Origin of the sequence: Delftia sp. 60, from assembly GCF_002754395.1 — a bacterium.
Classification (GTDB): Bacteria; Pseudomonadota; Gammaproteobacteria; order Burkholderiales; family Burkholderiaceae_C; genus Comamonas; species Comamonas acidovorans.
Map to the genome: position 1 here is coordinate 1,160,111 of NZ_PEFD01000001.1, position 24,741 is coordinate 1,184,851.

General features: G+C 64.2%; 29 protein-coding genes, 1 tRNA gene and 2 pseudogenes. 27 read left to right on the forward strand and 5 right to left on the reverse strand.

The genetic code is table 11. The features are described 5' to 3' along the window. Nucleotides 1-30 precede the first annotated feature (30 nt). Complete coding sequence (locus CLV01_RS05280; protein ID WP_099734825.1) at nucleotides 31-1,728, reverse strand: thiamine pyrophosphate-binding protein; 1,698 nt, start codon at nucleotides 1,726-1,728, stop codon at nucleotides 31-33. Between the two features lie 96 nt (nucleotides 1,729-1,824). On the opposite strand from CLV01_RS05280, the gene CLV01_RS05285 reads away from it, so the two are divergent. After that, nucleotides 1,825-2,520 carry a GntR family transcriptional regulator gene (locus tag CLV01_RS05285; protein ID WP_099735218.1) on the forward strand — a complete coding sequence of 232 codons (696 nt, stop codon included), beginning with the start codon at nucleotides 1,825-1,827 and terminating at the stop codon, nucleotides 2,518-2,520. 7 nt (nucleotides 2,521-2,527) lie between these two features. On the opposite strand, the gene CLV01_RS05290 is transcribed toward CLV01_RS05285, so the two are convergent. The 3 genes from CLV01_RS05290 to CLV01_RS05300 form a co-directional block, all read right to left on the reverse strand. Continuing rightward, complete coding sequence (locus CLV01_RS05290; protein ID WP_180288359.1) at nucleotides 2,528-3,721, reverse strand: esterase-like activity of phytase family protein; 1,194 nt, start codon at nucleotides 3,719-3,721, stop codon at nucleotides 2,528-2,530. After that, nucleotides 3,690-5,186, reverse strand: a complete 1,497-nt coding sequence (gene glpK / locus CLV01_RS05295; protein ID WP_012202955.1) for a glycerol kinase GlpK — start codon at nucleotides 5,184-5,186, stop codon at nucleotides 3,690-3,692. The genes CLV01_RS05290 and glpK overlap by 32 nt, the downstream gene beginning before the upstream one ends. A 73-nt stretch (nucleotides 5,187-5,259) precedes the next feature. Next, entirely contained in the window at nucleotides 5,260-6,024 is a 765-nt protein-coding gene (locus CLV01_RS05300) for a DeoR/GlpR family DNA-binding transcription regulator (RefSeq protein WP_013804452.1), read from the reverse strand. Between the two features lie 271 nt (nucleotides 6,025-6,295). On the opposite strand from CLV01_RS05300, the gene CLV01_RS05305 reads away from it, so the two are divergent. From CLV01_RS05305 to CLV01_RS05430, 26 genes and pseudogenes are all read left to right on the forward strand, one after another. Then, on the forward strand, nucleotides 6,296-7,375 hold the full coding sequence (locus CLV01_RS05305) for an ABC transporter ATP-binding protein (protein WP_099735216.1): 1,080 nt from the start codon (nucleotides 6,296-6,298) through the stop codon (nucleotides 7,373-7,375). Nucleotide 7,376: 1 nt separating this feature from the next. Next, nucleotides 7,377-8,456, forward strand: a complete 1,080-nt coding sequence (locus CLV01_RS05310) for an ABC transporter ATP-binding protein (RefSeq protein WP_099735215.1) — start codon at nucleotides 7,377-7,379, stop codon at nucleotides 8,454-8,456. Between the two features lie 155 nt (nucleotides 8,457-8,611). Then, the gene (locus CLV01_RS05320) at nucleotides 8,612-9,502 is read left to right on the forward strand and encodes a carbohydrate ABC transporter permease (protein WP_043822477.1); all 891 of its coding nucleotides are present in this window, start codon (nucleotides 8,612-8,614) and stop codon (nucleotides 9,500-9,502) included. Between the two features lie 74 nt (nucleotides 9,503-9,576). Next, nucleotides 9,577-10,392, forward strand: a complete 816-nt coding sequence (locus CLV01_RS05325; RefSeq protein WP_013804448.1) for a carbohydrate ABC transporter permease — start codon at nucleotides 9,577-9,579, stop codon at nucleotides 10,390-10,392. Nucleotides 10,393-10,552: 160 nt separating this feature from the next. Further along, nucleotides 10,553-10,861 carry a DUF2160 domain-containing protein gene (locus tag CLV01_RS05330; RefSeq protein WP_043820414.1) on the forward strand — a complete coding sequence of 103 codons (309 nt, stop codon included), beginning with the start codon at nucleotides 10,553-10,555 and terminating at the stop codon, nucleotides 10,859-10,861. A gap of 100 nt (nucleotides 10,862-10,961) precedes the next feature. After that, a complete protein-coding gene (locus CLV01_RS05335) occupies nucleotides 10,962-12,695 on the forward strand; it encodes an ABC transporter substrate-binding protein (protein ID WP_012202962.1) in 1,734 nt (577 codons plus the stop codon). 344 nt (nucleotides 12,696-13,039) lie between these two features. After that, a pseudogene (locus CLV01_RS05340) lies at nucleotides 13,040-14,628 on the forward strand (FAD-dependent oxidoreductase). 531 nt (nucleotides 14,629-15,159) lie between these two features. Next, nucleotides 15,160-15,321, forward strand: a complete 162-nt coding sequence (locus CLV01_RS29285; protein ID WP_013804445.1) for a hypothetical protein — start codon at nucleotides 15,160-15,162, stop codon at nucleotides 15,319-15,321. Next, complete coding sequence (gene rplN, locus CLV01_RS05345; protein ID WP_012202964.1) at nucleotides 15,318-15,686, forward strand: 50S ribosomal protein L14; 369 nt, start codon at nucleotides 15,318-15,320, stop codon at nucleotides 15,684-15,686. The genes CLV01_RS29285 and rplN overlap by 4 nt, the downstream gene beginning before the upstream one ends. 10 nt (nucleotides 15,687-15,696) lie before the next feature. Continuing rightward, on the forward strand, nucleotides 15,697-16,017 hold the full coding sequence (gene rplX, locus CLV01_RS05350) for a 50S ribosomal protein L24 (RefSeq protein WP_012202965.1): 321 nt from the start codon (nucleotides 15,697-15,699) through the stop codon (nucleotides 16,015-16,017). 10 nt (nucleotides 16,018-16,027) lie between these two features. After that, a complete protein-coding gene (rplE, locus tag CLV01_RS05355) occupies nucleotides 16,028-16,567 on the forward strand; it encodes a 50S ribosomal protein L5 (protein ID WP_012202966.1) in 540 nt (179 codons plus the stop codon). Between the two features lie 8 nt (nucleotides 16,568-16,575). Continuing rightward, nucleotides 16,576-16,881 carry a 30S ribosomal protein S14 gene (gene rpsN, locus CLV01_RS05360; protein ID WP_012202967.1) on the forward strand — a complete coding sequence of 102 codons (306 nt, stop codon included), beginning with the start codon at nucleotides 16,576-16,578 and terminating at the stop codon, nucleotides 16,879-16,881. 20 nt (nucleotides 16,882-16,901) lie between these two features. After that, on the forward strand, nucleotides 16,902-17,297 hold the full coding sequence (gene rpsH, locus CLV01_RS05365; RefSeq protein WP_012202968.1) for a 30S ribosomal protein S8: 396 nt from the start codon (nucleotides 16,902-16,904) through the stop codon (nucleotides 17,295-17,297). A 24-nt stretch (nucleotides 17,298-17,321) separates the two neighbouring features. Further along, nucleotides 17,322-17,855 (forward strand): 50S ribosomal protein L6, encoded by a 534-nt coding sequence (gene rplF / locus CLV01_RS05370; RefSeq protein WP_013804444.1) that lies wholly within the window; start codon nucleotides 17,322-17,324, stop codon nucleotides 17,853-17,855. Between the two features lie 11 nt (nucleotides 17,856-17,866). Next, nucleotides 17,867-18,232: a 50S ribosomal protein L18 gene (gene rplR, locus CLV01_RS05375; protein WP_012202970.1), complete on the forward strand. Its 366-nt coding sequence runs from the start codon at nucleotides 17,867-17,869 to the stop codon at nucleotides 18,230-18,232. 15 nt (nucleotides 18,233-18,247) lie between these two features. Continuing rightward, on the forward strand, nucleotides 18,248-18,769 hold the full coding sequence (rpsE, locus tag CLV01_RS05380; RefSeq protein ID WP_012202971.1) for a 30S ribosomal protein S5: 522 nt from the start codon (nucleotides 18,248-18,250) through the stop codon (nucleotides 18,767-18,769). Between the two features lie 14 nt (nucleotides 18,770-18,783). Continuing rightward, a complete protein-coding gene (gene rpmD / locus CLV01_RS05385; protein ID WP_012202972.1) occupies nucleotides 18,784-18,966 on the forward strand; it encodes a 50S ribosomal protein L30 in 183 nt (60 codons plus the stop codon). 11 nt (nucleotides 18,967-18,977) lie between these two features. After that, nucleotides 18,978-19,409, forward strand: coding sequence for a 50S ribosomal protein L15 (gene rplO, locus CLV01_RS05390; RefSeq protein ID WP_012202973.1), 432 nt, complete (start codon nucleotides 18,978-18,980; stop codon nucleotides 19,407-19,409). A gap of 24 nt (nucleotides 19,410-19,433) precedes the next feature. Continuing rightward, entirely contained in the window at nucleotides 19,434-20,753 is a 1,320-nt protein-coding gene (gene secY, locus CLV01_RS05395; protein WP_012202974.1) for a preprotein translocase subunit SecY, read from the forward strand. A gap of 132 nt (nucleotides 20,754-20,885) precedes the next feature. Further along, nucleotides 20,886-20,998, forward strand: a pseudogene (gene rpmJ / locus CLV01_RS05400) (50S ribosomal protein L36). A gap of 22 nt (nucleotides 20,999-21,020) precedes the next feature. Next, a complete protein-coding gene (rpsM, locus tag CLV01_RS05405) occupies nucleotides 21,021-21,386 on the forward strand; it encodes a 30S ribosomal protein S13 (RefSeq protein ID WP_012202975.1) in 366 nt (121 codons plus the stop codon). A gap of 18 nt (nucleotides 21,387-21,404) precedes the next feature. Continuing rightward, nucleotides 21,405-21,809 carry a 30S ribosomal protein S11 gene (rpsK, locus tag CLV01_RS05410; RefSeq protein WP_012202976.1) on the forward strand — a complete coding sequence of 135 codons (405 nt, stop codon included), beginning with the start codon at nucleotides 21,405-21,407 and terminating at the stop codon, nucleotides 21,807-21,809. A 90-nt stretch (nucleotides 21,810-21,899) separates the two neighbouring features. Next, nucleotides 21,900-22,523 carry a 30S ribosomal protein S4 gene (rpsD, locus tag CLV01_RS05415; RefSeq protein WP_012202977.1) on the forward strand — a complete coding sequence of 208 codons (624 nt, stop codon included), beginning with the start codon at nucleotides 21,900-21,902 and terminating at the stop codon, nucleotides 22,521-22,523. Nucleotides 22,524-22,635: 112 nt separating this feature from the next. Further along, the gene (locus tag CLV01_RS05420; RefSeq protein ID WP_012202978.1) at nucleotides 22,636-23,634 is read left to right on the forward strand and encodes a DNA-directed RNA polymerase subunit alpha; all 999 of its coding nucleotides are present in this window, start codon (nucleotides 22,636-22,638) and stop codon (nucleotides 23,632-23,634) included. 186 nt (nucleotides 23,635-23,820) lie between these two features. Then, nucleotides 23,821-24,213 (forward strand): 50S ribosomal protein L17, encoded by a 393-nt coding sequence (gene rplQ / locus CLV01_RS05425; RefSeq protein ID WP_012202979.1) that lies wholly within the window; start codon nucleotides 23,821-23,823, stop codon nucleotides 24,211-24,213. Nucleotides 24,214-24,234: 21 nt separating this feature from the next. Beyond that, a tRNA-Met gene (locus CLV01_RS05430) sits at nucleotides 24,235-24,311 on the forward strand. Nucleotides 24,312-24,393: 82 nt separating this feature from the next. Here CLV01_RS05430 and CLV01_RS05435 read toward each other — a convergent pair. After that, a complete protein-coding gene (locus CLV01_RS05435; protein ID WP_012202980.1) occupies nucleotides 24,394-24,711 on the reverse strand; it encodes a hypothetical protein in 318 nt (105 codons plus the stop codon). Nucleotides 24,712-24,741 lie beyond the last annotated feature (30 nt).

Below are 24,741 nucleotides of genomic sequence, written 5' to 3' on the forward strand. Positions count from 1 at the left end.
AAATCGGGAATCTGTGCGTGGGGCCTGGCGTCAACCCATCCACTGGCTCACCGGCACGGCCGTGTCCTGGAGCTCTTGCGAGATCACATCCACCAGCGCCGGGCCGTCGTGCATCAGCGCGGCCTTGAGCGCGGCTTCGAGATCTGCCGGGTCATGCACCTGCCAGGCCTTGACGCCGAAGGCCTCGGCCACGCGGGCATGGTGGGTGCGGTTGAAGTCGACTGAAAAGTAGCGTTCATCGTAGCCGGACTTCTGGCTGGCCTTGATCCAGCCGAACACGCTGTTGGAGAACACGATCATCTTCAGCGGCACGTTGCGGCGCACGATGGTTTCCAGCTCGCCGCAGGTGAAGCCGAAGCTGCCGTCGCCCATGACCGCGACCACCACGGAATCGGGCTGGCCGATGGCGGCGCCAAAGCCGGCGGACATGGCAAAGCCCAGCGCCCCGTGCGCGCGGTTGGTGATGAAGTGTCGGCCGGCCTGGGGGGCGTCGAAATAGGCCGTGAAGTAGGGGCAGGGCGTGCCGGGGTCGGCCACCACGATGGCGCGCGCGGGCAGCAGGCGGTTGAGCGTGTCCACCACGCGTTCGGGCTTGATGGGGCGCTCCAGCGAGGCGGCCAGCGGCGCGAAGAAGGCCTGCTTGGCGGCGCGCGCGGTGGCCGCCAGCGCGGCGCCGTCCGAGGCATCGGCGGGGCGGCGGGCGATGCGCTGCTGCACGGCCGCGTGCAGCGCCTGCAGGCCCAGCAGGGCGTCGCCCACCAGGGCCACGTCGGTGCGGTAGTTGGTGCCTATGGTCATGGCGTCCACGTCCAGATGGACGATGGTGACCTTGCGCGAGGGCATCTGCCAGTGCTCGGTGGTAGTGGAGCCGGCACGGGCGCCGATGAACATCACCAGATCGGCCTGCGCCACCACGGCGCGCGTGGCCTCCACGCCGCCATTGGTGCCCACCACGCCGGCATTGAGCGGATGGCTGCCCGCCAGGCTGCCCTGGCCGCTGACGCTGGAGCACACGGGCGCATTGAGCAGGGTGGCCAGCGCATCCAGTGCGGCGCTGGCGCCTGCGATGAGCACGCCGCCGCCGCAGATCAGGACGGGGCAGCGGGCCGCCACCAGGCGGTCGGCGGCCTCGGCCACGGCCGCCGGATCGGGCGCGGACCGGTAGGCCGGATAGTGGTCATGCCCTGGCTGGGCCCAGACATCGGCCGGATCCAGCGTGTGCTTTTGCACGTCATAGGGCAGGCAGATATGGGTGGCGCCGGGCCGGCCCGTGGTCATGGCGCGAAAGGCGCTGCGCACGGCGTGCGGAATCTGGTCCACGCGGTCGATGGTGGTATTCCACTTGGTCAGCGGCCTGTACAGCGCCTGCTGGTCGAGTTCGGTCAGCGGGAACTTGCCGCGCGCGCCCACGGAAACGTCCGAAGTGATGCCCAGCACGGGCACCGAGGATTCGTTGGCCTCGGCCAGGCCGGGCAGCAGGTAGGTGGCGCCGCCGCCGCTGGGGCCTTCGCACACGCCCACCTTGCCTGTGACGCGCGCATAGGCGTCGGCCATGTAGCCGGCGCTGCGCTCGTCCCGCGTGAGGATGTGGTCCATGCCGTGGTCCAGCCGCGCCATGGCGTCATAGAAGGGCAGGCTGGTGTCGCCGCACAGGCCGAAGATGTGCTTGACGCCATTGAGCTGCAGCATGCGGACCATGGCGTCGGCGCCATTGAAAGCGGTGGTCATGTCGGGAGTCTCCAGGCAGGTTGGGTGACGGGATTTTTAAGAATCCATTTCAGTATACTTAAAAGAATGCGCAGCGCCAAAGGGCACAATGGCGCCATGAAAATCTCCAACATCCGCCATGAACGGGGCTCCAGCGTCTACAGCACGCTGCGTGACATGGCCATCTCCTACGAATTCAAGCCAGGCGAGCGCCTGAGCGAGAGCGAACTGGCGCTGCGCCTGGGCGTGAGCCGCACGCCCGTGCGCGAGGCACTGACGCGGCTGGTGGCCGATGGCTTTTTGCTGCCGGCCAGCCGCGGCTACATGCGGCGCGAGCTGGACGTGAAGGAGTCGCTGGACCTGTACGAGGCCCGCGTGGCCGTGGAACGCGAATGCGTGCGGCTGGCCGTGGAGCGCGCCACCGATGCCCAGCTCGACGAGGCCCTGGCCTACCTGGAGCAGAGCCAGCGCGTGGCCTCCGATACGCCGATCCGGCAACTGGTGGACCTGGACGAGGGATTCCACCTGCGCATTGCCGACATGGCCGGCAACGCCGAGCTGCGGCGCATGCTGGCGAGCCTGAACGAGCGCATCCGCTTCATCCGCTGGATCGACATGGAGAACGTGGGGCGCGCCTCCACCCAGCACGAGCACCTGGAAATCCTGCAGGCCCTGCGCGCGCGCGACGCCCAGGCCAGCGAGCGCCTGATGGCCGAGCACATCGGCCTGCGGCGCGAGCAGATCGTGGAGGCCATTGCGCGCGGGCTGACGCGCATCTACCTGCCGCAGGAGCAGGTGCAGGCCACGCCCTGAAGCGCCTTCAGGGTGCGCAGGGCGGCGAGGGACGGTAGGCGGTGATCAGGATCTGGTTGGCCTGCGCCGGGTTGAAGTTGTCGTCACTGGCGAACACCAGCACGCGGGTGCCGTCGGGCAGCGGCGGGCCCCAGGACATGGCTTCCATGTTGTCCAGCCGGCCGGGCTGCACGGTGGACAGATCGGCCACCAGTTGCTTGACGGCCACCTGTGGCGGCGTTTGCGCGAAGCTGGCCAGGGCCAGCGTGTCAGGTGCCTCCAGGCTGATGCGGTACAGCCGCGCGCCAAAGCCGTGGCCCGGGCTGTAGGAGCGCTCCAGCACCAGCAGATGGTCGGGACCGTCCGGCAGGATTTCGCTGATGCCGTTGACCTCGCGCTGGGGAAGGGCCCAGCTGGCGGCCGGCACGGCATCGGGCTGGTAGGCGATCTGGCGCAGCAGCCGGCCATCGTCCAGGCTGACCAGGCTGATGCGCACGGGCGCGCCCGCCGAGCCGGCGCTGGCGCGCGGGCCGTCCTGGCGCAGCGGCGCTTCCAGGGCCAGCCAGGCCTGTTGGCCGTCCGGCGTGACGGCCAGCCCCTCGAAGCCGAAGTTCGAGCGCAGGCCCGGCCTGCCGTCCTCGTCCTTGAATGCGTAGAACCACCGCGCAATCTGGCGGCCCGTGGCGTCGGTCCTCACCAGCGAGGTGCCAAAGCCCCGGCCCGGGTCGCCTTCATCGGTCCACAGCAGGCCGCCGTCCGGCAGCAGGCGGATGGCTTCGGGGTCGGGCACGGGCTGGGTGGCGGGCGCGGCATGGCGCGGGCGCAGCCAGCGGCCCTCGGCATCCAGCAGCGGGTGCACTTCGGTGACCTGCGCCTGCCAGGGGTTGGGGCCGGCGTCCAGCGGCTCCATGCGCAGGCGCATCCAGCGCGCGGGGCCGCGCGCCGAGCGGTCATCGCTGATGGCCACGTAGTCGCCGCGTCGCGCGTCGTAGTCCAGGCCCGAGATGCCGCCGGTGGTGGCGCCATGGATGGGTTCATCGCGCGCAATCGTGGTGCTGCCCAGCCATTGCAGGCGCGCGCATGCCGTGGGCTGCGGGGACGGCAGGGCCTGGGGCGGCGCGGCGCAGCCGGCCAGCAGCAGGCCCGCAAGCACCAGGCTGGCCGCCCTGAACAAGGCCGTGAGCCCGTTGTCAGGCCGCCAGCGCGGTCTGGGCCACCGCATGCTCCCAGCGCGCCATCAGCTCGTCGGCGCGGTGCTTGTCCAGCGTGGGCACGAAGCGGCGCTCGGCCTTCCACAGCGCCGACAGTTCCTCGGTGCTCTGGTACACGCCCGAGGACAGGCCCGCCAGGTAGGCAGCGCCCAGGGCCGTGGTCTCCACGCAGGCCGGGCGCACGACGGGAATGCCCAGCAGGTCGGCCTGGAACTGCATGAGCAGGTTGTTGACGCAGGCGCCGCCGTCCACGCGCAGTTCGCTGACCGGCGCGCCGCCGCTGGCCACCGCGTCGCGGCTCATGGCCAGCAGCAGGGCGGCGCTCTGGAAGGCGATGGATTCAAGCGCGGCCCGCGCGATGTGGGCGATGGTGGTGCCGCGCGTCAGGCCCGTGATGGTGCCGCGCGCATCGGGCTTCCAGTACGGTGCGCCCAGTCCGGTGAAGGCCGGCACCATCATCACGCCGCCCGAATCGGGCACGCTCTCGGCCAGTTGCTGCACCTGGCCGCTGTGCTCGATGGCGCGCAGCCCGTCGCGCAGCCACTGGACCACGGCGCCGCCCACGAAGACGCTGCCTTCCAGCGCATAGGCCGGCGCAGCGGTGGGCTGTGCCGCAGCGGTGGTCAGCAGGCCGTTGGCGGAGGTCTGGAACACGCCGCCCGTGTGCATGAGCATGAAGCAGCCCGTGCCATAGGTGTTCTTGGCCATGCCGGCCGAAAAGCAGGCCTGGCCGAAGAGGGCGCTTTGCTGGTCGCCGGCCACGCCGCCGATGGCGATCTCGCCGCCCAGCACCTCGGCTGCCGTGCGGCCGAAATCGGCGGCGGAAGGCAGCACTTCGGGCATCAGCGCGCGCGGAATCTCCAGCAGCGCCAGCAGATCGTCGTCCCACTGGTTGGTGTGGACGTTGAACAGCATGGTGCGGCTGGCGTTGGAGACATCGGTCACATGGCGGCGTCCGCCCGTGAGCTGCCAGATCAGCCAGCTGTCCACGGTGCCGAAGGCCAGTTCGCCGCGCTCGGCGGCGGCGCGCGCGCCGTTGACGTTGTCCAGGATCCAGCGCAGCTTGGTGCCCGAGAAATAGGCGTCGATCAACAGGCCCGTCTTGCGCTGGATGGTGTCTGCATGGCCGGCCTCGCGCAGCTGGGCGCACAGCGGCTCGGCGCGGCGGTCCTGCCAGACGATGGCGTGGTGTATGGGCTGGCCCGTGGCGCGGTTCCAGACCACGGTGGTCTCGCGCTGGTTGGTGATGCCCAGGGCGCGGATGTCGGCCGCCGCCAGCCCGGCCTTGGCCAGGGCCTCGCGCGCCGTGGCCAGCTGGGTGCGCCAGATCTCGCGCGGATCGTGCTCGACCCAGCCGGGCCGGGGATAGATCTGCGGCAGCTCCAGCTGGGCCGAGGCCACGATGCGGCCCTGGGTATCGAAGACGATGCTGCGCGAGCTGGAGGTGCCCTGGTCCAGGGCAAGCAGATAGGTCATGGTGCGGTATCCAGGAAAAGCAGGGCCGGTGCGCGTGTCCTGTGCGGGCGGTGGCGCAGCGGCTGCGGAAAACTTATTGCGCCACCACGCATTGCACTTCTGCTTCGCGCAGAAGGGCATCGAACGGAGCGGGGGGCGCGGTATCGGTGAACAGGCGGTCGATCTGGTCCAGGCGTGCCAGCTCCACCATGGCCTGGCGGTGGAACTTGCTGTGGTCTGCGGCCAGCCAGACCTCGCGCGACTGGGCAATGATGGTCTGGGCCACCTTGACTTCGCGCATGTCGAAGTCGCGCAGGCTGCCATCGGGCTCGATGGCCGAGATGCCGATCAGGGCGATGTCCACCTTGAACTGGCGGATGAAGTCCACGGCCGCCTCGCCCACGATGCCCCGGTCGCGTGTGCGCACCACGCCGCCGGCCACGATGACTTCGCAGTCCGCGTTGGAGCTGAGGATGGCCGCCACGTTGAGGTTGTTGGTGATCACGCGCAGGCCCCGGTGCTTGAGCAGGGCCTGGGCCACGGCCTCGGTGGTGGTGCCGATGTTCAGGATTAGCGAGCAGCCGTTGGGAATGGCGTCGGCCACGGCGCGCGCAATGCGCGACTTGCCTTCGGCATGCAGCACCTGGCGCTGGGTGTGGCCCAGGTTCTCCACCGTGGCGCTGGGCACGCGCACGCCGCCGTGAAAGCGCACCATCAGGCCCGCATCGGCCAGCTTCTGTATGTCGCGGCGCACGGTCTGCAGGGTCACGCCCAGGATCTCGGCCAGCTGCTCCACCGAAGTGGACTGGCGGCTGCGCACTTCGTCGAGCAGCTGTAGTTGTCGGGGATTGGTGTTCACGGCGGCGATTCCAGATCTGGTGCGTTCTCAGGCAAACAAGGCGGGGCGACCGGTTTATAGCGCATTTGCCCCTGGCCGGCCGTGGGTTGGGGAACTTTAAAACGAAGAAAAAAGAACAGCACCTAGGGTATGTGTTGATGGGCTGCGATCTGGAAAGAACAAAAATGATCACGTTCTTGCTTTCGGATGGCGCGCAATCGCCGCCTTGAGCGAGATGTTTCTCCTTGTTCAATCGCTGCCCCCCGAGGCGGCCTCGTCAGTGAGGGCGGTCGTGGAACTGGTGTTGGAGAGAATCAGCAAACGCGTGGGCGGCCAGACCTGGCTGCACCCCATGCACCTTGAACTGGAAAGCGGCGCGGTGACCGTGCTGCTGGGTGCCACGCAGGCCGGCAAGACCAGCCTGATGCGCATCATGGCCGGCCTGGACGTGCCCACCGAAGGCCGTGTGCGCGCCGATGGCGTCGATGTGACCGGCATGCCCGTGCGCGAGCGCAACGTGGCCATGGTCTACCAGCAGTTCATCAACTATCCCTCGCTCACGGTGGCGGACAACATCGCCTCGCCGCTCAAGCTGCGCGGCGACCGCGACGTGGCGCAGCGCGTGCGCGCCCTGGCCGAGCGGCTGCACATCGAGATGTTCCTGGACCGCTACCCGGCCGAGCTGTCGGGCGGCCAGCAGCAGCGCGTGGCGCTGGCGCGCGCCCTGGCCAAGGGCGCTCCGCTGATGCTGCTGGACGAGCCCCTGGTCAACCTCGACTACAAGCTGCGCGAGGAACTGCGCGAGGAACTGACCCAGCTGTTCGCCACGGGCGACTCCACCGTGGTCTATGCCACCACCGAGCCCGGCGAGGCCCTGCTGCTGGGTGGCTACACGGCTGTGCTGCATGAGGGCGAACTGCTGCAGTACGGCCCCACGGCCGAGGTCTTCCATCAGCCGAATTCGCTGCGCGTGGCGCGCGCCTTCAGCGATCCGCCCATGAACCTGATCGCGGCCAGTGCCGTGGAGGGCGGGCTGCAACTGCCGGGCGGCGCGCGGCTGCCCGTGGCGCTGCCTGCGGACCTGGCCGTGTCCGGCCCACTGACCCTGGGCCTGCGCGCCAGCGCCCTGCGCCTGCAGTCCCGGCCCGGCGATCTGGCATTGCAGGGTGTGGTGGAACTGGCCGAGATTTCGGGCTCCGACACCTTCGTGCATGCCACCACGCCCTGGGGCGAGCTGGTGGCCCAGGTCACGGGCGTGCACCATCTGGACCTGGGCAGCGCGGTCACGCTGCACCTGGATCCGGCCCATGCCTACGTGTTCGGCACGGACGGCGCGCTTGTGCTGGCGCCGGCGCGGCCCGGAGGACGATGAGATGGCCCGCATAGAACTTGATCTGGCCCACTCCTACAAGCCGAACCCGCAGCAGGACAGCGACTACGCGCTGCTGCCGCTGAGCATGGTCTTCGAGGACGGCGGCGCCTATGCGCTGCTCGGCCCCTCGGGCTGCGGCAAGACCACCATGCTCAACATCATGTCGGGCCTGCTGGTGCCCTCGCAGGGCAAGGTGCTGTTCGACGGCCGCGACATGACGCGCGCCACGCCCCAGGAACGCAACATCGCCCAGGTGTTCCAGTTCCCGGTGATCTACGACACCATGACCGTGGCCGAGAACCTGGCCTTTCCGCTGAGGAACCGCCGCATGCCCGAGGAGCGCATCCGCGCGCGGGTCGGCCAGATCGCCGAGATGCTGGAGATGAGCGGCCAGCTCGACCAGCGCGCGGCCGGCCTGTCGGCCGATGCCAAGCAGAAGATCTCGCTGGGCCGGGGCCTGGTGCGGCCCGATGTGTCGGCCGTGCTGTTCGACGAGCCGCTCACGGTGATCGACCCCCAGCTCAAGTGGCAGCTGCGCCGCAAGCTCAAGCAGATCCACCATGAACTGCGGCTCACGCTGATCTATGTGACGCACGACCAGGTGGAGGCCCTGACCTTTGCCGAGCACGTTGTGGTCATGACGCGCGGGCGCGCCGTGCAGGTGGGCACGCCCGCCCAGCTTTTCGAGCGGCCCAGCCACGCCTTCGTCGGCCACTTCATTGGCTCGCCGGGCATGAACTTCGTGCCGCTGCAGCAGGACGGCGGCCGGCTGCTGGCCGAGGGCCAGTACCTGCCCCTGCCCGAAGCGCTGGCCGGCGTGGCGCCCAGCCTGCCGCTGAGCCTGGGCATACGCCCCGAGTACCTGGCACTGGCCTCGGCCGACGCGCCCGGCGCCGTGGCCTGCACGGTGGAGCGCGTGCAGGACGTGGGCACGCACCAGTTGCTGGTGGCGCGCCTGGGCGAGCGGCTGCTCAAGCTGCGCTGCGGCGCCGATGCCTTCCTGCCCGCCGTGGGTGAAACGGTATGGGTACAGCTGCAGGGCCCCCACACCTGCTACTACGTCAACGAGGAGTTGGTATGAGGCACCCCTGAGCGGCTGCGCCGCTTCCCCCTCTCTCGCGACGCGGGAGGGGGACGACACCCTTGCGGCGGGGCGGCCCTTGCTCGGTGTCCCTGAGCTGGGTAGCTCCGGTCTCGTAGGCCGCGGTTTGTGCATTAGCTTGAGGGGTGCCTGAGATGAGTTCAATCAAGCCCGTCAACCAGAAGGCCTGGCTGCTGATCCTGCCGGTCATCATCTGCGTGGCCTTCTCGGCCATCATCCCGCTGATGACGGTGGTGAACTACTCGGTGCAGGACATCATCAGTCCGGACCGGCGCGTGTTCGTGGGCACGGAGTGGTTTGCCCAGGTCATGCGCGACGAGGAACTGCACTCGGCCCTGCTGCGCCAGATCGGTTTTTCGCTGGCCGTGCTGCTGGTGGAGATTCCGCTGGGCATCGCGCTGGCCCTGTCCATGCCGGCCCAGGGCTGGAAGGCCTCGGCCGTGCTGGTCGTGGTCTCGCTGTCGCTGCTGATTCCGTGGAACGTGGTCGGCACCATCTGGCAGATCTACGGCCGCGCCGATATCGGACTGCTGGGCGCGGCGCTCAACGCGCTGGGCGTGGACTACAACTACACGGGCAATGCCACCCATGCCTGGCTCACCGTGCTGGTCATGGATGTCTGGCACTGGACGCCGCTGGTGGCCCTGCTGTGCTACGCGGGCCTGCGCTCCATTCCCGACGCCTACTACCAGGCCGCGCGCATCGACGGCGCCAGCAAGTTCGCGGTGTTCCGCTACATCCAGCTGCCCAAGATGCGCGGCGTGCTGATGATTGCCGTGCTGCTGCGCTTCATGGACAGCTTCATGATCTACACCGAGCCCTTCGTGCTCACGGGCGGCGGGCCCGGCAATGCGACCACCTTCCTGTCGCAGTACCTGACGCAAAAGGCCGTGGGCCAGTTCGACCTGGGGCCGGCGGCTGCCTTCTCGCTGATCTATTTCCTCATCATCCTGCTGCTGTGCTTCATCCTCTACAACTGGATGCAGCGCGTGGGCACGGCAGACAAGGAAGGGGCAAGAGAATGACCCCACGCTCCCTTCGTTCACTGCCCCCCGAGGGGGCTCGGCCTCCCTTGGGGTGGCCCTGCGGGAGGCCGGACATGACTGAAGACCGCCGTTTCCACAAGCGCACGCTGTTCCTCGTCGCCTACCTGCTGTTCGCCGTGCTGCCCATCTACTGGATGGTCAACATGAGCTTCAAGACCAACGAGGAGATCCTGTCGAGCTTCTCGCTGTGGCCCCAGCATTTCACCTGGGCCAACTACCAAACCATCTTCACCGACGCCTCCTGGTACTCGGGCTACATCAACAGCCTGATCTACGTGGCCATCAATACCGTGATCTCGCTCACGGTGGCGCTGCCGGCGGCCTATGCGTTCTCGCGCTACCAGTTCCTGGGCGACAAGCATGTGTTCTTCTGGCTGCTGACCAACCGCATGACGCCGCCGGCCGTCTTCCTGCTGCCCTTCTTCCAGCTCTACACCACGGTGGGCCTGATGGACACGCACATCGCCGTGGCCCTGGCCCACCTGCTGTTCAACGTGCCGCTGGCCGTCTGGATCCTGGAGGGCTTCATGAGCGGCATCCCGCGCGAGATCGACGAGACGGCCTATATCGACGGCTACTCCTTCCCGCGCTTTTTCCTCACCATCTTCCTGCCGCTGATCAAGGCCGGCGTGGGCGTGGCGGCCTTCTTCTGCTTCATGTTCAGCTGGGTGGAGCTGCTGCTGGCGCGCACGCTGACCAGCGTGAACGCCAAGCCCATCGTGGCGACCATGACGCGCACCGTCTCGGCCTCGGGCATGGACTGGGCGACGCTGGCGGCGGCCGGCGTGCTGACCATCGTGCCGGGCGCCATCGTGATCTGGTTCGTGCGGCATTACATCGCCAAGGGGTTCGCAATGGGGAGGGTGTGAGGCACCCCCTGAGTCGCTTGCGCGCCTTCCCCCTCTCTACCCGCTTCGCGGGGGAGGGGGACGACAGCCTCGCGGCGGGGCGGCCCTTGCTCGCTGTCCCTCGCTTGGGGTCGCGCCAGTTTCGACGGGCAGTGGTTTTTGTTTCTGAAAGGACTCGTCAATGTTTTCCTGGATGGCCTGGACGCTGCCGGTGGCGGTGTTCTTCAGTTGCATCGTGCTGATGCTGGTGGGCATGACGCTGTGGGAGTTGCGCAGCCCGACCGTGATGCGCAAGGGCTGGCTGCCGATGGCGACGACGCGCGGGGACCGGCTGTTCATCGGGTTGCTGCTGGCGGCCTATGTCAATCTGGCCTGGGTGGGCCTGGGCGAGAGGATGGTGCAGTGGTTCTCGCTGGAGGCCGAGCCTTCGGTGTGGATCAGCCTGGTGCTGTCCATGCTCGTGCTGGCCGTCGTGATGCGCAAAGGCTGATCACTTCATTCCATTTATCGACAGCCGGGTCCGAAGCTCCCCCGGGGCCCGCTGGTGCATGTGCATGTCGGGGAGACAGCAAGAATCTAGGAGACGGCAGATGAAACAACGACTTCATACCATCGCCCTCGCGGCGGCCCTGCTGGCGGCGGGGCAGGCGTCCTGGGCCGGAGAGGCGGAAGCCAAGAAGTGGATCGACGCGGAGTTCCAGCCCAGCACGCTGTCCAAGGACCAGCAGATGGCCGAGATGAAGTGGTTCATCGAGGCGGCCAAGAAGCTGCAGGCCAAGGGCGTCAAGGAGATCGCCGTGGTCTCCGAGACCATCACCACGCACGAGTACGAGAGCAAGACGCTGGCCAAGGCCTTCACCGAGATCACGGGCATCACCGTCAAGCACGACCTGATCCAGGAAGGCGACGTGGTCGAGAAGCTGCAGACCTCGATGCAGTCGGGCAAGTCCATCTATGACGGCTGGATCTCCGACTCCGACCTGATCGGCACGCACTACCGCTACGGCCGCATCATGAGCCTGACCGACTACATGGCCGGCGCCGGCAAGGACTTCACCAATCCGGGCCTGGACATCAAGGACTTCATCGGCACCAGCTTCACCACCGCGCCCGACGGCAAGCTCTACCAGCTGCCCGACCAGCAGTTCGCCAATCTCTACTGGTTCCGCGCCGACCTGTTCGAGCGCAAGGACCTCAAGGACAAGTTCAAGGCCAAGTACGGCTACGAGCTGGGCGTGCCGCTGAATTGGAGCGCCTACGAGGACATCGCCGAGTTCTTCACCAACGACGTCAAGCAGATCGACGGCAAGCCCATCTACGGCCACATGGACTACGGCAAGAAGGACCCGTCGCTGGGCTGGCGCTTCACCGATGCCTGGCTGTCCATGGCCGGCGCGGCCGACAAGGGCATTCCCAACGGCATGCCCGTCGATGAATGGGGCATCCGCGTGGCCGACGACAAGTGCACGCCCGTGGGCGCCTCGGTCTCGCGCGGGGGTGCCACCAACTCGCCGGCCGCCGTGTTCGCGCTCACCAAGTACGTGGACTGGATGAAGAAATACGCGCCCAAGGAAGCCATGGGCATGACCTTCGGCGAGTCCGGCCCCGTGCCTGCCCAGGGCCATATCGCGCAGCAGATCTTCTGGTACACCGCCTTCACGGCCGACATGACCAAGCCCGGCCTGCCCGTGGTCAATGCCGACGGCACGCCCAAATGGCGCATGGCGCCCGGCCCCAACGGCCCGTACTGGAAGGACGGCATGCAAAACGGCTACCAGGACGTGGGCAGCTGGACCTTCTTCAAGGACCATGACGCCAACCGCACGGCCGCCGCCTGGCTCTACGCGCAGTTCGTCACCGCCAAGACCACCAGCCTCAAGAAGACCATCGTCGGCCTGACGCCCATCCGCGAGAGCGACATCCGCTCCAAGGCCATGACCGACATGGCGCCCAAGCTCGGCGGCCTGGTCGAGTTCTACCGCAGCCCCGCCCGCGTGGCCTGGACGCCCACCGGCAACAACGTGCCCGACTACCCCAAGCTGGCCCAGCTGTGGTGGAAGAACGTGGCCCAGGCCGTCACCGGCGAGAAGACGCCCCAGGGCGCCATGGACAACCTGGCCGAGGAAATGGACCAGGTCATGTCCCGCCTGCAGCGTGCCGGCATGGCGCACTGCGCGCCCAAGCTCAACCCCAAGGGCGACCCGGCCAAGTGGCTCAGCGACAAGCAGGCGCCGTGGAAGAAGCTGGCCAATGAAAAGCCCAAGGGCGAGACGATTGCGTATGACACGCTGCTCAATGCCTGGAAAAACGGAAAAGTTCGGTAAAAGCACCCCCTGAGGCGCTGACGCGCCTTCCCCCTCTCTCGCTTCGCGGGAGGGGGACGACGCCCTCGCCGCGAGGCGGCTCTTGCTCGGCGTCCCTGAGTTGGGCCGCGCCGGTTTTGGACGGCATGCGCTGTGTTGGCATCGCAGTCCATCGTTGGGGCTTCCTGGGTCGCCAAAAACACGAAACGAAAGATAGCGAAGAAAAAAATACAAAAACGAGCGAAAATAGCGGAAAACCCGATTCCGTCCCCTTCGCATTGGGCGCAGGCGTGGCGTCCCGGGTGCTGACATGGCGGCTACATGGCGCCCTGTTAACTTGCCCCACATTCCTTCGTCGAAGATCCATGTCCCTCGCTGCTTCCCCTCTGCCCACCGGCCGCGCCGCCCTGCTGGAACGCCTGGCCCAGCCTGAAACCTACGATCTGGCCATCATCGGCGGCGGTGCCACCGGCCTGGGCGTGGCCCTGGACGCGGCGGCGCGCGGGTTCAAGGTCGTGCTGGTGGAGTCGCATGACTTCGCCAAGGGCACGTCCTCGCGCGCAACCAAGCTGGTCCATGGTGGCGTGCGCTACCTGGCCCAGGGCAACATTGCCCTGGTGCGCGAAGCGCTGCACGAGCGCACCACGCTGCTGCACAACGCGCCCCATCTGGCGCAGCCGCTGGCCTTTGTCATGCCGTCCTACAAGCTGCTGGACACGCCGTTCTACGGCATCGGCCTCAAGATGTATGACGCGCTGGCCGGCAAGGCAGGCCTGGGCGCCACCGAATTCCTCTCGCGCTCCAGCACCGTTAAGTGTTTGCCCACCGTGCGCCAGCAAGGCCTCAAGGGCGGCGTCAAATACTGGGACGGCCAGTTCGACGATGCCCGCCTGGCGCTGGCGCTGGCCCGCACGGCCGCCGCCAAGGGCGCGCTGCTGGTCAACTACTGCCCCGCGCTTGAACTGCTGCATGAAGGCGGCAAGGTCGCCGGCCTGGTCTGCGAAGACACGGAATCGGGCCGGCGCTTCACGCTGCGCGCCAAGTGCGTGGTCAACGCCACCGGCCCTGGGTGGACCTGTTCCGCCAGCAGGATGCCGAGGCCCAGGGCCGTCCCGTCAAGCCCATGGTCGCGCCCAGCCAGGGCGTGCACGTGGTCGTGGACCGCGACTTCCTGCCCAGCGATCACGCCCTGCTCGTGCCCAAGACGGCCGATGGCCGCGTGCTCTTTGCCGTGCCCTGGCTGGGCAAGGTCATCCTGGGCACCACCGACACCCCGCGCAACGACCTGGCGCGCGAGCCCCTGCCGTTCCCCGAGGAGCTGGACTTCATCCTCACCGAGGCCGGACGCTACCTCACGCGCCAGCCCACGCTGGCCGACGTGCGCAGCATGTGGGTCGGCCTGCGCCCGCTGGTCAAGCCCCAGGACGACGACGGCGAGAACACCAAGAAGATCAGCCGCGAGCACACGGTCATGTCCAGCCGCACCGGCTTGGTCACCGTCACGGGCGGCAAATGGACCACCTACCGCGCCATGGCCGAAGACGTGCTCTCCGAGTGCTTTGCCATCGGCCGCCTGCCGCATCGCCCCGGCGGCGTCACGGCCCGCCTGCCGCTGGCCGGTGCTCCGGCCGAGTCCGCCGTGCACCACCGCATGAACCAGGTCCAGGGCCTGCACTCCTATGGCACGGAAGCCTCGGCAGTGGAGGCGTTGCCGGGCAACGACGAATGGCTGGCAGACGGCCTGAACGAAGCCATGGTGCGCTTTGCCGCGCGCTTCGAATACGCGCGCACCGTAGAAGACGTGCTGGCGCGCCGCAGCCGCCTGCTGTTCCTCGATGCGCGCAAGGCCGCCGAGGTGGCGCCGCGCGTGGCAGCCATCCTCCAGGAGGAGTTGGGGCAGGACGCCGGCCTGGCGGACTTCATGCCGCTGGCGGCCCAGTACCTGCCGGCCTGATCGCGGCTGAAGTCCCTCCAAAAGCAAAACGCCCTGCACTGCAGGGCGTTTTGCTTTTGGAGGCAGATGCAAGCCAAGGAAAGATTGTCAAAATTGATGGATATCTATCTTTGATTGTTTTTATGAATCAGAATGCTGCCCATGGCATCTCGTGACGGTGCCAGCGAACAGCAGCCAGCACAAGGCTGACGAGGGAGGGGGAAATGATGAAGAAAGCGCTTGAAAGTCCGTTTTCCGCAGGGCCAGGGCCGTGCCCGAACCCAACGCGGTGGCCCCAAGCCGCTGCGATGTCTGCGCCGCCGTAGCACGCGCGGCCAGCCCGCAGCAGACGATTGCGTTGAGTCTGCCACCCTTTGCCGAGCCCGCCAGGCTCGGCTTTTTTATGGGTGTTTCCGATGGTGTGCGGCCATCGGCAGGCCCAGCTTGCTCCTGGGTTGATAGCGCTCTTGTGGGGGTTGCGCAACGCTGCCGGCCAGGGGTGGAAAAGGCAGCTAAGGGTTTGACGCGCAAAGGAATTTCTGGGACAATCCCATGCTTCACGTGAAAATCGTGAAGTTATCTGCCCAGTGGAAGCGCCGAGAAATGGTTTTCGGCGTGGACGACGGGCCCAAGACTGACTGGCTGCTCGCGGCCCTTGAGAAGACTCTGGGGCTGTCGAGTGTTTGCTGGAGCAAGTTGGGAATATTGAAATGATCCAAACAGAATCTCGGTTAGAGGTTGCCGACAACACCGGCGCGAAGTCTGTTCAGTGCATCAAAGTGCTGGGCGGTTCTCATCGTCGCTATGCGAGTGTTGGTGACATCATCAAGGTGACCATCAAGGAAGCTGCACCGCGTGGACGCGTCAAAAAAGGCGAGGTCTACAGCGCGGTCGTGGTGCGTACGGCGAAGGGTATTCGCCGTGCTGATGGCTCGCTCGTCAAGTTCGACGGCAACGCCGCCGTTCTGCTGAACGCCAAGCTGGAGCCTATCGGCACCCGCATCTTTGGCCCCGTGACTCGTGAACTGCGCAACGAAAAGTTCATGAAGATCGTGTCCCTGGCACCTGAAGTTCTCTAAAGGAAGCACCATGAACAAGATTCGCAAGGGCGACCAAATCATCGTGCTGACCGGCCGTGACAAGGGCAAGCAAGGCGTGGTCTCGGCTCGCAAGGACGACTCCCACCTGTTGATCGATGGCATCAACATGGTGAAGAAGCACGTCAAGCCGAACCCCATGAAGGGCACCACCGGCGGTATCGTGGAAAAGGCCATGCCTATCCACCAATCCAACGTGGCCATCTTCAATGCAGCGACCGGCAAGGCTGATCGCGTGGGCATCAAGGTGCAGGCCGACGGCACACGCGTTCGCGTGTTCAAGTCCAGCGGCGCCGAAATCAAGGCGGCCTAAGGGGTAACACATGGCACGACTGCAAAAACTGTATCGCGAAAAGATCGCGGCTGAACTCAAGGAAAAGTTCGGCTACACCTCCTCCATGGAAGTGCCCCGTCTGACCAAGATCACCCTGAACATGGGTGTGAGCGAAGCCGTGGCCGACAAGAAGGTGATGGACAACGCCGTGGCTGACCTGACCAAGATTGCTGGTCAGAAGCCCGTGGTGACCAAGGCCAAGAAGGCTATCGCCGGCTTCAAGATCCGTGAAGGTCAGGCCATTGGCTGCATGGTGACCCTGCGTGGCGTTCAGATGTATGAATTCCTGGACCGTTTCGTCACCGTGGCTCTGCCCCGCGTGCGTGACTTCCGTGGTATCTCCGGCCGTTCTTTCGACGGTCGCGGCAACTACAACGTCGGCGTCAAGGAACAGATCATCTTCCCCGAAATCGAGTACGACAAGGTGGACGCTCTGCGTGGTCTGAACATCAGCATCACGACGACAGCTCGGACCGACGATGAGTGCAAGGCACTGCTCGCCGCTTTCCGTTTCCCCTTCAAGAACTGAGGTGGCGCATGGCTAAAGTTGCATTGATCCAGCGCGAACTCAAGCGCGAAAAGCTGGCAGCCAAGTACGCTGCCAAATACGCAGAACTGAAGGCAATCGCCGCTGACGCAAAGCGCAGCGACGAAGAGCGCGACGCCGCTCGCCTGGGCCTGCAGAAGCTGCCCCGTAACGCGAACCCCACTCGCCAGCGCAACCGCTGCGAGATCACGGGTCGTCCCCGTGGCACCTTCCGTCAATTCGGTCTGGGCCGCGCCAAGATCCGTGAACTGGCCTTCGCTGGCGACATCCCCGGTGTCACCAAGGCCAGCTGGTAAGCAAGCAGGAGAGATTAAACATGAGCATGAGTGATCCCATCGCTGACTTGCTGACCCGCATCCGCAATGCACAAATGGTCTCCAAGACCACCGTGACGGCTCCTTCCTCCAAGGTCAAGGTTGCCATCGCCCAGGTGCTGAAGGATGAAGGCTACATCGACGGCTTCCAAGTGAAGACCGACGCTGGCAAGTCCGAACTCGAAATTACCCTGAAGTACTACGCCGGCCGTCCGGTGATCGAGCGCATCGAGCGCGTGAGCCGTCCCGGCCTGCGCGTGTACAAGGGCCGTGACGCAATCCCCCAGGTCATGAACGGTATGGGCGTTGCCATCGTCACCACTCCCAAGGGCGTGATGACGGATCGCAAGGCACGCGCCACTGGCGTGGGCGGCGAAGTGCTGTGCTACGTGGCCTAACGGACATTAAGGAGAAATACTGAAATGTCTCGCGTAGCAAAGACTCCCGTGGCCATCCCCGCAGGCGTGGATGTGTCCATCAAAGACGACCAGATCAATGTGAAGGGCACCGGCGGCACGCTGTCGCAAGCCCAGAACGTTCTGGTGAAGATCTCCAACAACGAAGGCAAGCTGTCTTTCGAGCCTGTCAATGACTCGCGCGAAGCCAACGCCATGAGCGGCACCATGCGTCAGCTGGTGAACAACATGGTGGTGGGCGTGAGCAAGGGCTTCGAGAAGAAGCTGTCGCTGGTTGGCGTGGGTTTCAAGGCTTCGGCCTCGGGCTCCAAGCTGAACCTGGCGATCGGCTTTTCGCACCCGGTGAACTTCGAAATGCCGGCCGGCATCACTGTCACCACCCCCACACCGACCGAAATCTTGGTCAAGGGTGCTGACCGCCAGGCCGTTGGCCAAATGGCTGCTGAGATCCGTGCCGTTCGTCCTCCCGAGCCCTACAAGGGCAAGGGCATCCGTTACTCGGATGAGAAGGTCGTGATCAAAGAGACCAAGAAGAAGTAAGGAGCTGCATTATGTTGACCAAGAAAGAGCAGCGTCTCCGTCGTGCCCGCCAGACCCGCATCCGCATTGCACAGCAAGGCGTGGCACGTCTGAGCGTGAACCGTACGAACCTCCACATCTACGCAAGCGTGGTGTCGGAAGACGGCACCAAGGTGCTGGCTTCGGCCTCCACCGCCGAAGCCGAAGTGCGCACCCAACTGGGCGCCATCGGCAAGGGTGGCAACGTGGCTGCCGCTACGCTGATTGGCAAGCGCATTGCCGAGAAGGCGAAGGCTGCCGGCGTGGAGAAAGTGGCTTTCGATCGCGCTGGTTTCGCATACCACGGCCGCGTGAAGGCTTTGGCAGAAGCCGCTCGTGAAGCCGGCCTGCAGTTCTAAGCGGAGCGGATAGAAATGGCAAAGTTTTCTCCCAAGGTGCAAGACGAAGGTCGTGACGACGGTCTGCGCGAAAAAATGATCGCGGTGAACCGCGTCACCAAGGTTGTGAAGGGCGGTCGTATCCTCGGCTTCGCTGCACTGACCGTGGTTGGCGATGGTGATGGCCGCGTTGGCATGGGCAAGGGCAAGTCGAAGGAAGTGCCTGCAGCCGTGCAAAAGGCGATGGAAGAATCCCGTCGCAACATGATCAAGGTGTCTTTGAAGCACGGCACGATCCATCACACCGTGATGGGTCAGCATGGCGCAGCATCCGTGATGCTGAACCCCGCTCCCAAGGGTACCGGCATCATCGCCGGCGGCCCGATGCGCGCCGTTTTCGAAGTGCTGGGCATCACCGACATCGTGGCCAAGAGCCATGGTTCGTCGAATCCCTACAACATGGTCCGCGCGACTTTTGACGCTCTGAAGCACTCCACGACCCCTTCGGAAGTGGCAGCCAAGCGCGGCAAGTCGGTTGAAGACATCTTCACCGCCTGATCGGAGTCAATCACATGACAACGCAACAAACCGTGAAGGTGCAACTGGTGCGCAGCCCCATTGGCACCAAGGAATCGCACCGCGCCACCGTCCGTGGCCTGGGCCTGCGCAAGCTGAACAGCATCAGCGAACTGCAGGACACGCCTGCCGTGCGCGGCATGATCAACAAGATCAGCTACCTGGTCAAAGTTCTCTGAAAGGATTGATGATGGAACTCAATAGCATCAAGCCTGCAGAGGGCTCCAAGCACGCCAAGCGCCGTGTCGGTCGCGGCATCGGCTCCGGCCTGGGCAAGACTGCCGGCCGTGGTCACAAGGGTCAGAAGTCGCGTTCGGGTGGCTACCACAAGGTGGGCTTCGAAGGCGGTCAAATGCCTCTGCAGCGCCGTCTGCCCAAGCGTGGCTTCAAGTCGCATCTGCTGAAGTTCAATGCAGAAGTGACCCTGTCCGCTCTGGAACAGCTGGGCCTGGCCGAAGTCGATCTGGCAGCTCTGAAGCAAGCCGGTCTGGTTGGTGAAATCGCAAAGGTGGTCAAGATCATCAAGAGCGGTGAAATCAGCAAGGCTGTCAAGCTCAACGGCATCGGCGCTACCGCCGGCGCCAAGGCTGCCATCGAAGCTGCCGGTGGCAGCATCGCCTGATTAATGATCTGAAAGAAGACATCCGTGGCTACTAGCGCAGCTCAAATTGCAAAAACCGGAAAATTCGGCGATCTTCGCCGCCGTCTGGTTTTTCTGTTGCTCGCGCTGGTCGTTTACCGGATCGGGGCTCATATCCCCGTGCCGGGCATCGATCCAGCGCAGCTGCAGCAGCTGTTCAATGGCCAGCAGGGCGGCATTCTCAATCTGTTCAACATGTTCTCGGGTGGGGCGCTCTCGCGCTTCACGGTGTTCGCACTGGGGATCATGCCGTACATCTCGGCATCGATCATCATGCAGCTCATGACCTATGTGGTCCCTACATTCGAGCAGCTGAAAAAGGAAGGTGAATCGGGTCGTCGCAAGATCACCCAGTACACCCGCTACGGCACATTGGGCCTGGCGATTTTTCAGTCCCTGGGAATTGCCGTGGCTCTGGAAAGCTCCGCAGGTCTGGTTCTGAGCCCTGGCTTCGGCTTCCGCCTCACGGCGGTGGTCAGCCTGACGGCCGGCACCATGTTCCTGATGTGGCTCGGTGAACAGATCACGGAACGTGGTCTGGGCAACGGCATCTCGATCCTCATCTTTGGAGGTATCGCCGCAGGTCTGCCGAGCTCCATCGGTGGTCTGCTGGAGCTGGTGCGCACCGGTGCCATGAGCATCCTGGCCGCGATCTTCATCGTTCTCGTGGTGGCAGCCGTGACGTACTTCGTCGTGTTTGTCGAGCGGGGACAACGCAAGATCCTGGTGAACTATGCGCGTCGTCAGGTGGGTAACAAGGTGTATGGTGGCCAGTCTTCGCACTTGCCGCTGAAGCTGAACATGGCGGGGGTCATTCCTCCCATCTTCGCTTCCTCGATCATCTTGCTGCCGGCGACCGTTGTGAACTGGTTCAGTGCAGGGGAATCCATGCGCTGGCTGAAGGACATTGCTAGCACGCTGACCCCCGGTCAGCCGATCTATGTGATGCTCTACGCCACTGCCATCATCTTCTTCTGCTTCTTCTACACGGCCCTGGTGTTCAACAGCCGGGAAACCGCCGACAACCTGAAGAAGAGTGGTGCCTTCATCCCCGGGATCCGTCCCGGTGACCAGACGGCCCGCTACATTGACAAGATCCTGGTTCGCCTGACCCTGGCTGGCGCGGTGTACATCACATTCGTGTGCTTGTTGCCCGAGTTCCTGATCCTGAAGTACAACGTTCCGTTCTACTTCGGTGGCACATCACTGCTGATTATTGTGGTGGTGACCATGGACTTCATGGCCCAGGTGCAGAACTACATGATGTCGCAACAGTACGAATCGCTCCTCAAAAAGGCGAACTTCAAAGCGACACTTGGCAATTGAACTAAGTGATGGGCCTGGCCGGCGGTGCCGGCGGGTCCAGTAAGAGTTAGTAGACGCCCACTCGATCTATCCATCGCGGGCATGTTTCCCGGTCGATAGGCCGTAACGGATGTAGAGTTTTAGGAGAATGAAATGAGAGTTTCGGCTTCGGTCAAAAAATCTGCCGTAACTGCAAGATCATCCGCCGCAAAGGTGTGGTGCGAGTGATCTGCACGGACCAGCGCCACAAGCAGCGCCAGGGTTGATAGGAAAGTTTGAGGACGAATAATGGCACGTATCGCTGGCATTAACATCCCGCCGCATCAGCACGCTGAAATCGGCCTGACCGCTATCTATGGGATCGGTCGCACCACTGCACGCAAGATCTGCGAAGCCGCTGGCATCGCATATTCCAAGAAAATCAAGGAACTGACTGACGGTGATCTGGAAAAGATCCGTGATCAGCTGACTTCCCTGACTCTGGAAGGTGATCTGCGTCGCGAAACAACGATGAACATCAAGCGTTTGATGGACATCGGTTGCTATCGCGGTTTCCGTCATCGTCGTGGCCTGCCCATGCGTGGTCAACGTACCCGCACGAATGCACGTACCCGCAAGGGTCCGCGCAAGGGTGCCGCGGCTTTGAAGAAATAAAGAGATTGAAAGATCACTATGGCTAAGTCTCCCGCAAACAACGCTGCACAGCGCGTTCGCAAGAAAGTCCGTAAGAACATTTCGGACGGCATTGCCCACGTGCACGCTTCGTTCAACAACACGATCATCACCATCACCGACCGCCAAGGCAACGCTCTGTCGTGGGCCTCGTCGGGTGGCCAGGGCTTCAAGGGTTCGCGCAAGTCGACTCCCTTCGCTGCCCAAGTGGCTTCGGAAGTGGCTGGTCGTGCTGCCATCGAACAGGGCATCAAGAACCTGGACGTCGAAATCAAGGGTCCCGGTCCTGGCCGTGAATCCTCGGTTCGCGCCCTGGGCGCCCTGGGCATCCGCATCACTTCCATCGCGGACGTGACGCCGGTTCCCCACAACGGCTGCCGCCCTCAAAAGCGCCGTCGTATCTAAGCTTTTTCACCAAGCCCACCGCCGCCCAGATGTGTAACATCGCGGGCGGCTCCCGTGCTTGTGCACGGCAGATGACACAAAGGAAATCAAGTGGCACGCTATATCGGCCCCAAGGCCAAACTCTCCCGCCGTGAAGGCACTGACCTGTTCCTGAAGAGCGCACGTCGCTCGATCGCCGACAAGTCCAAGTTCGACACCAAGCCCGGCCAGCACGGCCGCACTTCCGGTCAGCGTACTTCCGACTTCGGCCTGCAGCTGCGTGAAAAGCAGAAGGTCAAGCGCATGTACGGCGTGCTGGAAAAGCAATTCCGCCGCTACTTCGAAGCCGCCGACAAGAAGAAGGGCAACACCGGTGCCAATCTGCTGTCGCTGCTGGAGTCGCGTCTGGACAACGTGGTGTACCGCATGGGCTTCGGCTCGACCCGCTCGGAAGCGCGTCAGCTGGTGTCGCACAAGGCCATCACGGTCAACGGCCAATCCGTCAACATCCCTTCCTACATGGTGAAGGTGGGTGACGTGGTCGCCGTGCGTGAAAAGTCCAAGAAGCAGGCTCGTATCGTCGAAGCCCTGCAACTGGCTGGTCAAGTCGGTTTCCCCGCATGGGTGGAAGTGTCTGCCGACAAGGCTGAAGGCACGTTCAAGAAGTCGCCTGACCGCGACGAGTTCGGTGCAGACATCAACGAATCCCTGATCGTTGAGTTGTACTCGCGTTAATTCCGCGCAGCGACATTTCTGTAAAACCGTCCCCCAGCCGCGAGGCATCGCGCTGGGGTGCTTCACCAGCCTTACCGGTGTAACGAGCCGGGGGTATTGAGAGGAAGTCTGCATGCAAACCAATTTGCTGAAGCCCAAGACGATCAATGTCGAGCAGCTTGGCCACAATCGCGCCAAAGTTGTTCTGGAGCCGTTTGAGCGTGGCTACGGCCATACGCTGGGCAACGCCCTGCGCCGTGTCCTGCTCTCGTCCATGGTGGGTTACGCAGCGACGGAAGTGACGATTGCTGGTGTGTTGCACGAGTACTCGTCCATCGACGGTGTCCAGGAAGATGTGGTCAACATCCTGCTGAACCTCAAGGGTGTGGTGTTCAAGCTGCACAACCGCGATGAGGTCACGCTCTCGCTGCGCAAGGATGGCGAAGGCGTCGTGACGGCGCGCGACATCCAGACGCCCCACGACGTGGAAATCATCAACCCTGATCATGTCATCGCCAACCTGTCGCAAGGCGGCAAGCTGGACATGCAGATCAAGGTGGAGAAGGGCCGCGGCTATGTGCCCGGCAACGTGCGCCGCTATGGCGACGAGTCCACGAAGTCGATTGGCCGCATTGTGCTGGACGCTTCGTTCTCGCCCGTCAAGCGCGTGAGCTACGCCGTCGAATCGGCCCGCGTTGAACAACGCACCGACCTCGACAAGCTGGTGGTGGAGATCGAAACCAATGGTGCGATCACTGCCGAGGACGCCGTGCGCGCCTCCGCCAAGATCCTGGTGGAACAGCTCGCCGTGTTCGCTCAGCTGGACGGCGGCGATATCGCCAGCGTCTTCGATGCTCCGGCCGGTGGCCGTGGTGCCGCAACCGCCTTTGATCCCATCTTGCTGCGTCCCGTGGACGAGCTGGAACTCACCGTGCGTTCGGCCAACTGCCTCAAGGCAGAGAACATCTACTACATCGGCGACCTGATCCAGCGTACCGAAAACGAGCTGCTCAAGACCCCCAACCTGGGTCGCAAGTCGCTCAACGAGATCAAGGAAGTCCTGGCTTCCCGCGGTCTGACGCTGGGCATGAAGCTCGAGAACTGGCCGCCTGCTGGCCTGGAAAAGCGCTAAGCACTATAATTGCGGGCTCTCCTTTTTGGAGAGCCTCAGTGCCTCGGGCAGTACCTGATACGGCTGCACGAATTAATCAACAACTTGCGCAAATTCGGTTGAGGCAAGCTGCAGATCCGGTAACGGGTCCAGGCTTGCATCCTTGTTTGTGCAAGCCCTAATTACATATTTTAGGAATAAAGCACCATGCGTCACGGTCACGGCCTCCGCAAACTCAATCGCACCTCTTCGCACCGCCTGGCGATGCTGAAGAACATGATGAATTCGCTCATCGAGCACGAAGCCATCAAGACCACCGTTCCCAAGGCCAAGGAACTGCGCCGCGTGATCGAGCCCATGATCACCCTGGCCAAGGTCGACACCGTTGCCAACCGCCGCCTGGCATTCGACCGCCTGCGCGACCGCGACAGCGTGACCAAGCTCTTCAACGAGCTGGGCCCCCGCTTCGCAAAGCGTCCTGGTGGCTACACCCGTATCCTGAAGATGGGCTTCCGCGTGGGCGACAACGCCCCCATGGCCTTCGTGGAACTGGTCGAGCGCGCTGAAGAAGGCGCCGCCGAAGCCAAGGCAGCTGAATAATCTGCTATAATTTTGGAATACCGCGCGATGGAGCAGTCTGGTAGCTCGTTGGGCTCATAACCCAAAGGTCGGAGGTTCAAATCCTTCTCGCGCAACCAAATTGAAAAGGGCTACGACAACTGTCGTAGCCCTTTTTTCATGCCCTCGCGCCAGGGCAAAGGCCAGGCGGACAGCCCGGCATCAGCCGCCCAGCTGGTTGCCGATGCGCTGGCCCAGCCGCAGGCGCACGCGGTGGGCGATTTCCTGGGCGACCTCGGGGCTGAGCACTTCGCTGATGTGCAGCAGCTCGGTGTAGTGCATGTACAGAAGGCCGCGCAGGGTCTTGAATGCGGCCTCGTGCTCGGCGCCGCAGACGCTGGCGTCATTGGCCAGCACGCGCTCCACCACACCGGCCTGCAGCAGCGGGATCTTGCATATGACGGCGTGGCGGGCGATCTCCAGGTCGATTTCCTGGAGCCGGCATTCCCATTCCTCGGGCAAGAATCGGTTGGCTGGCATGTCGGCTTTTCTCCTTTTTTCACTGCATGG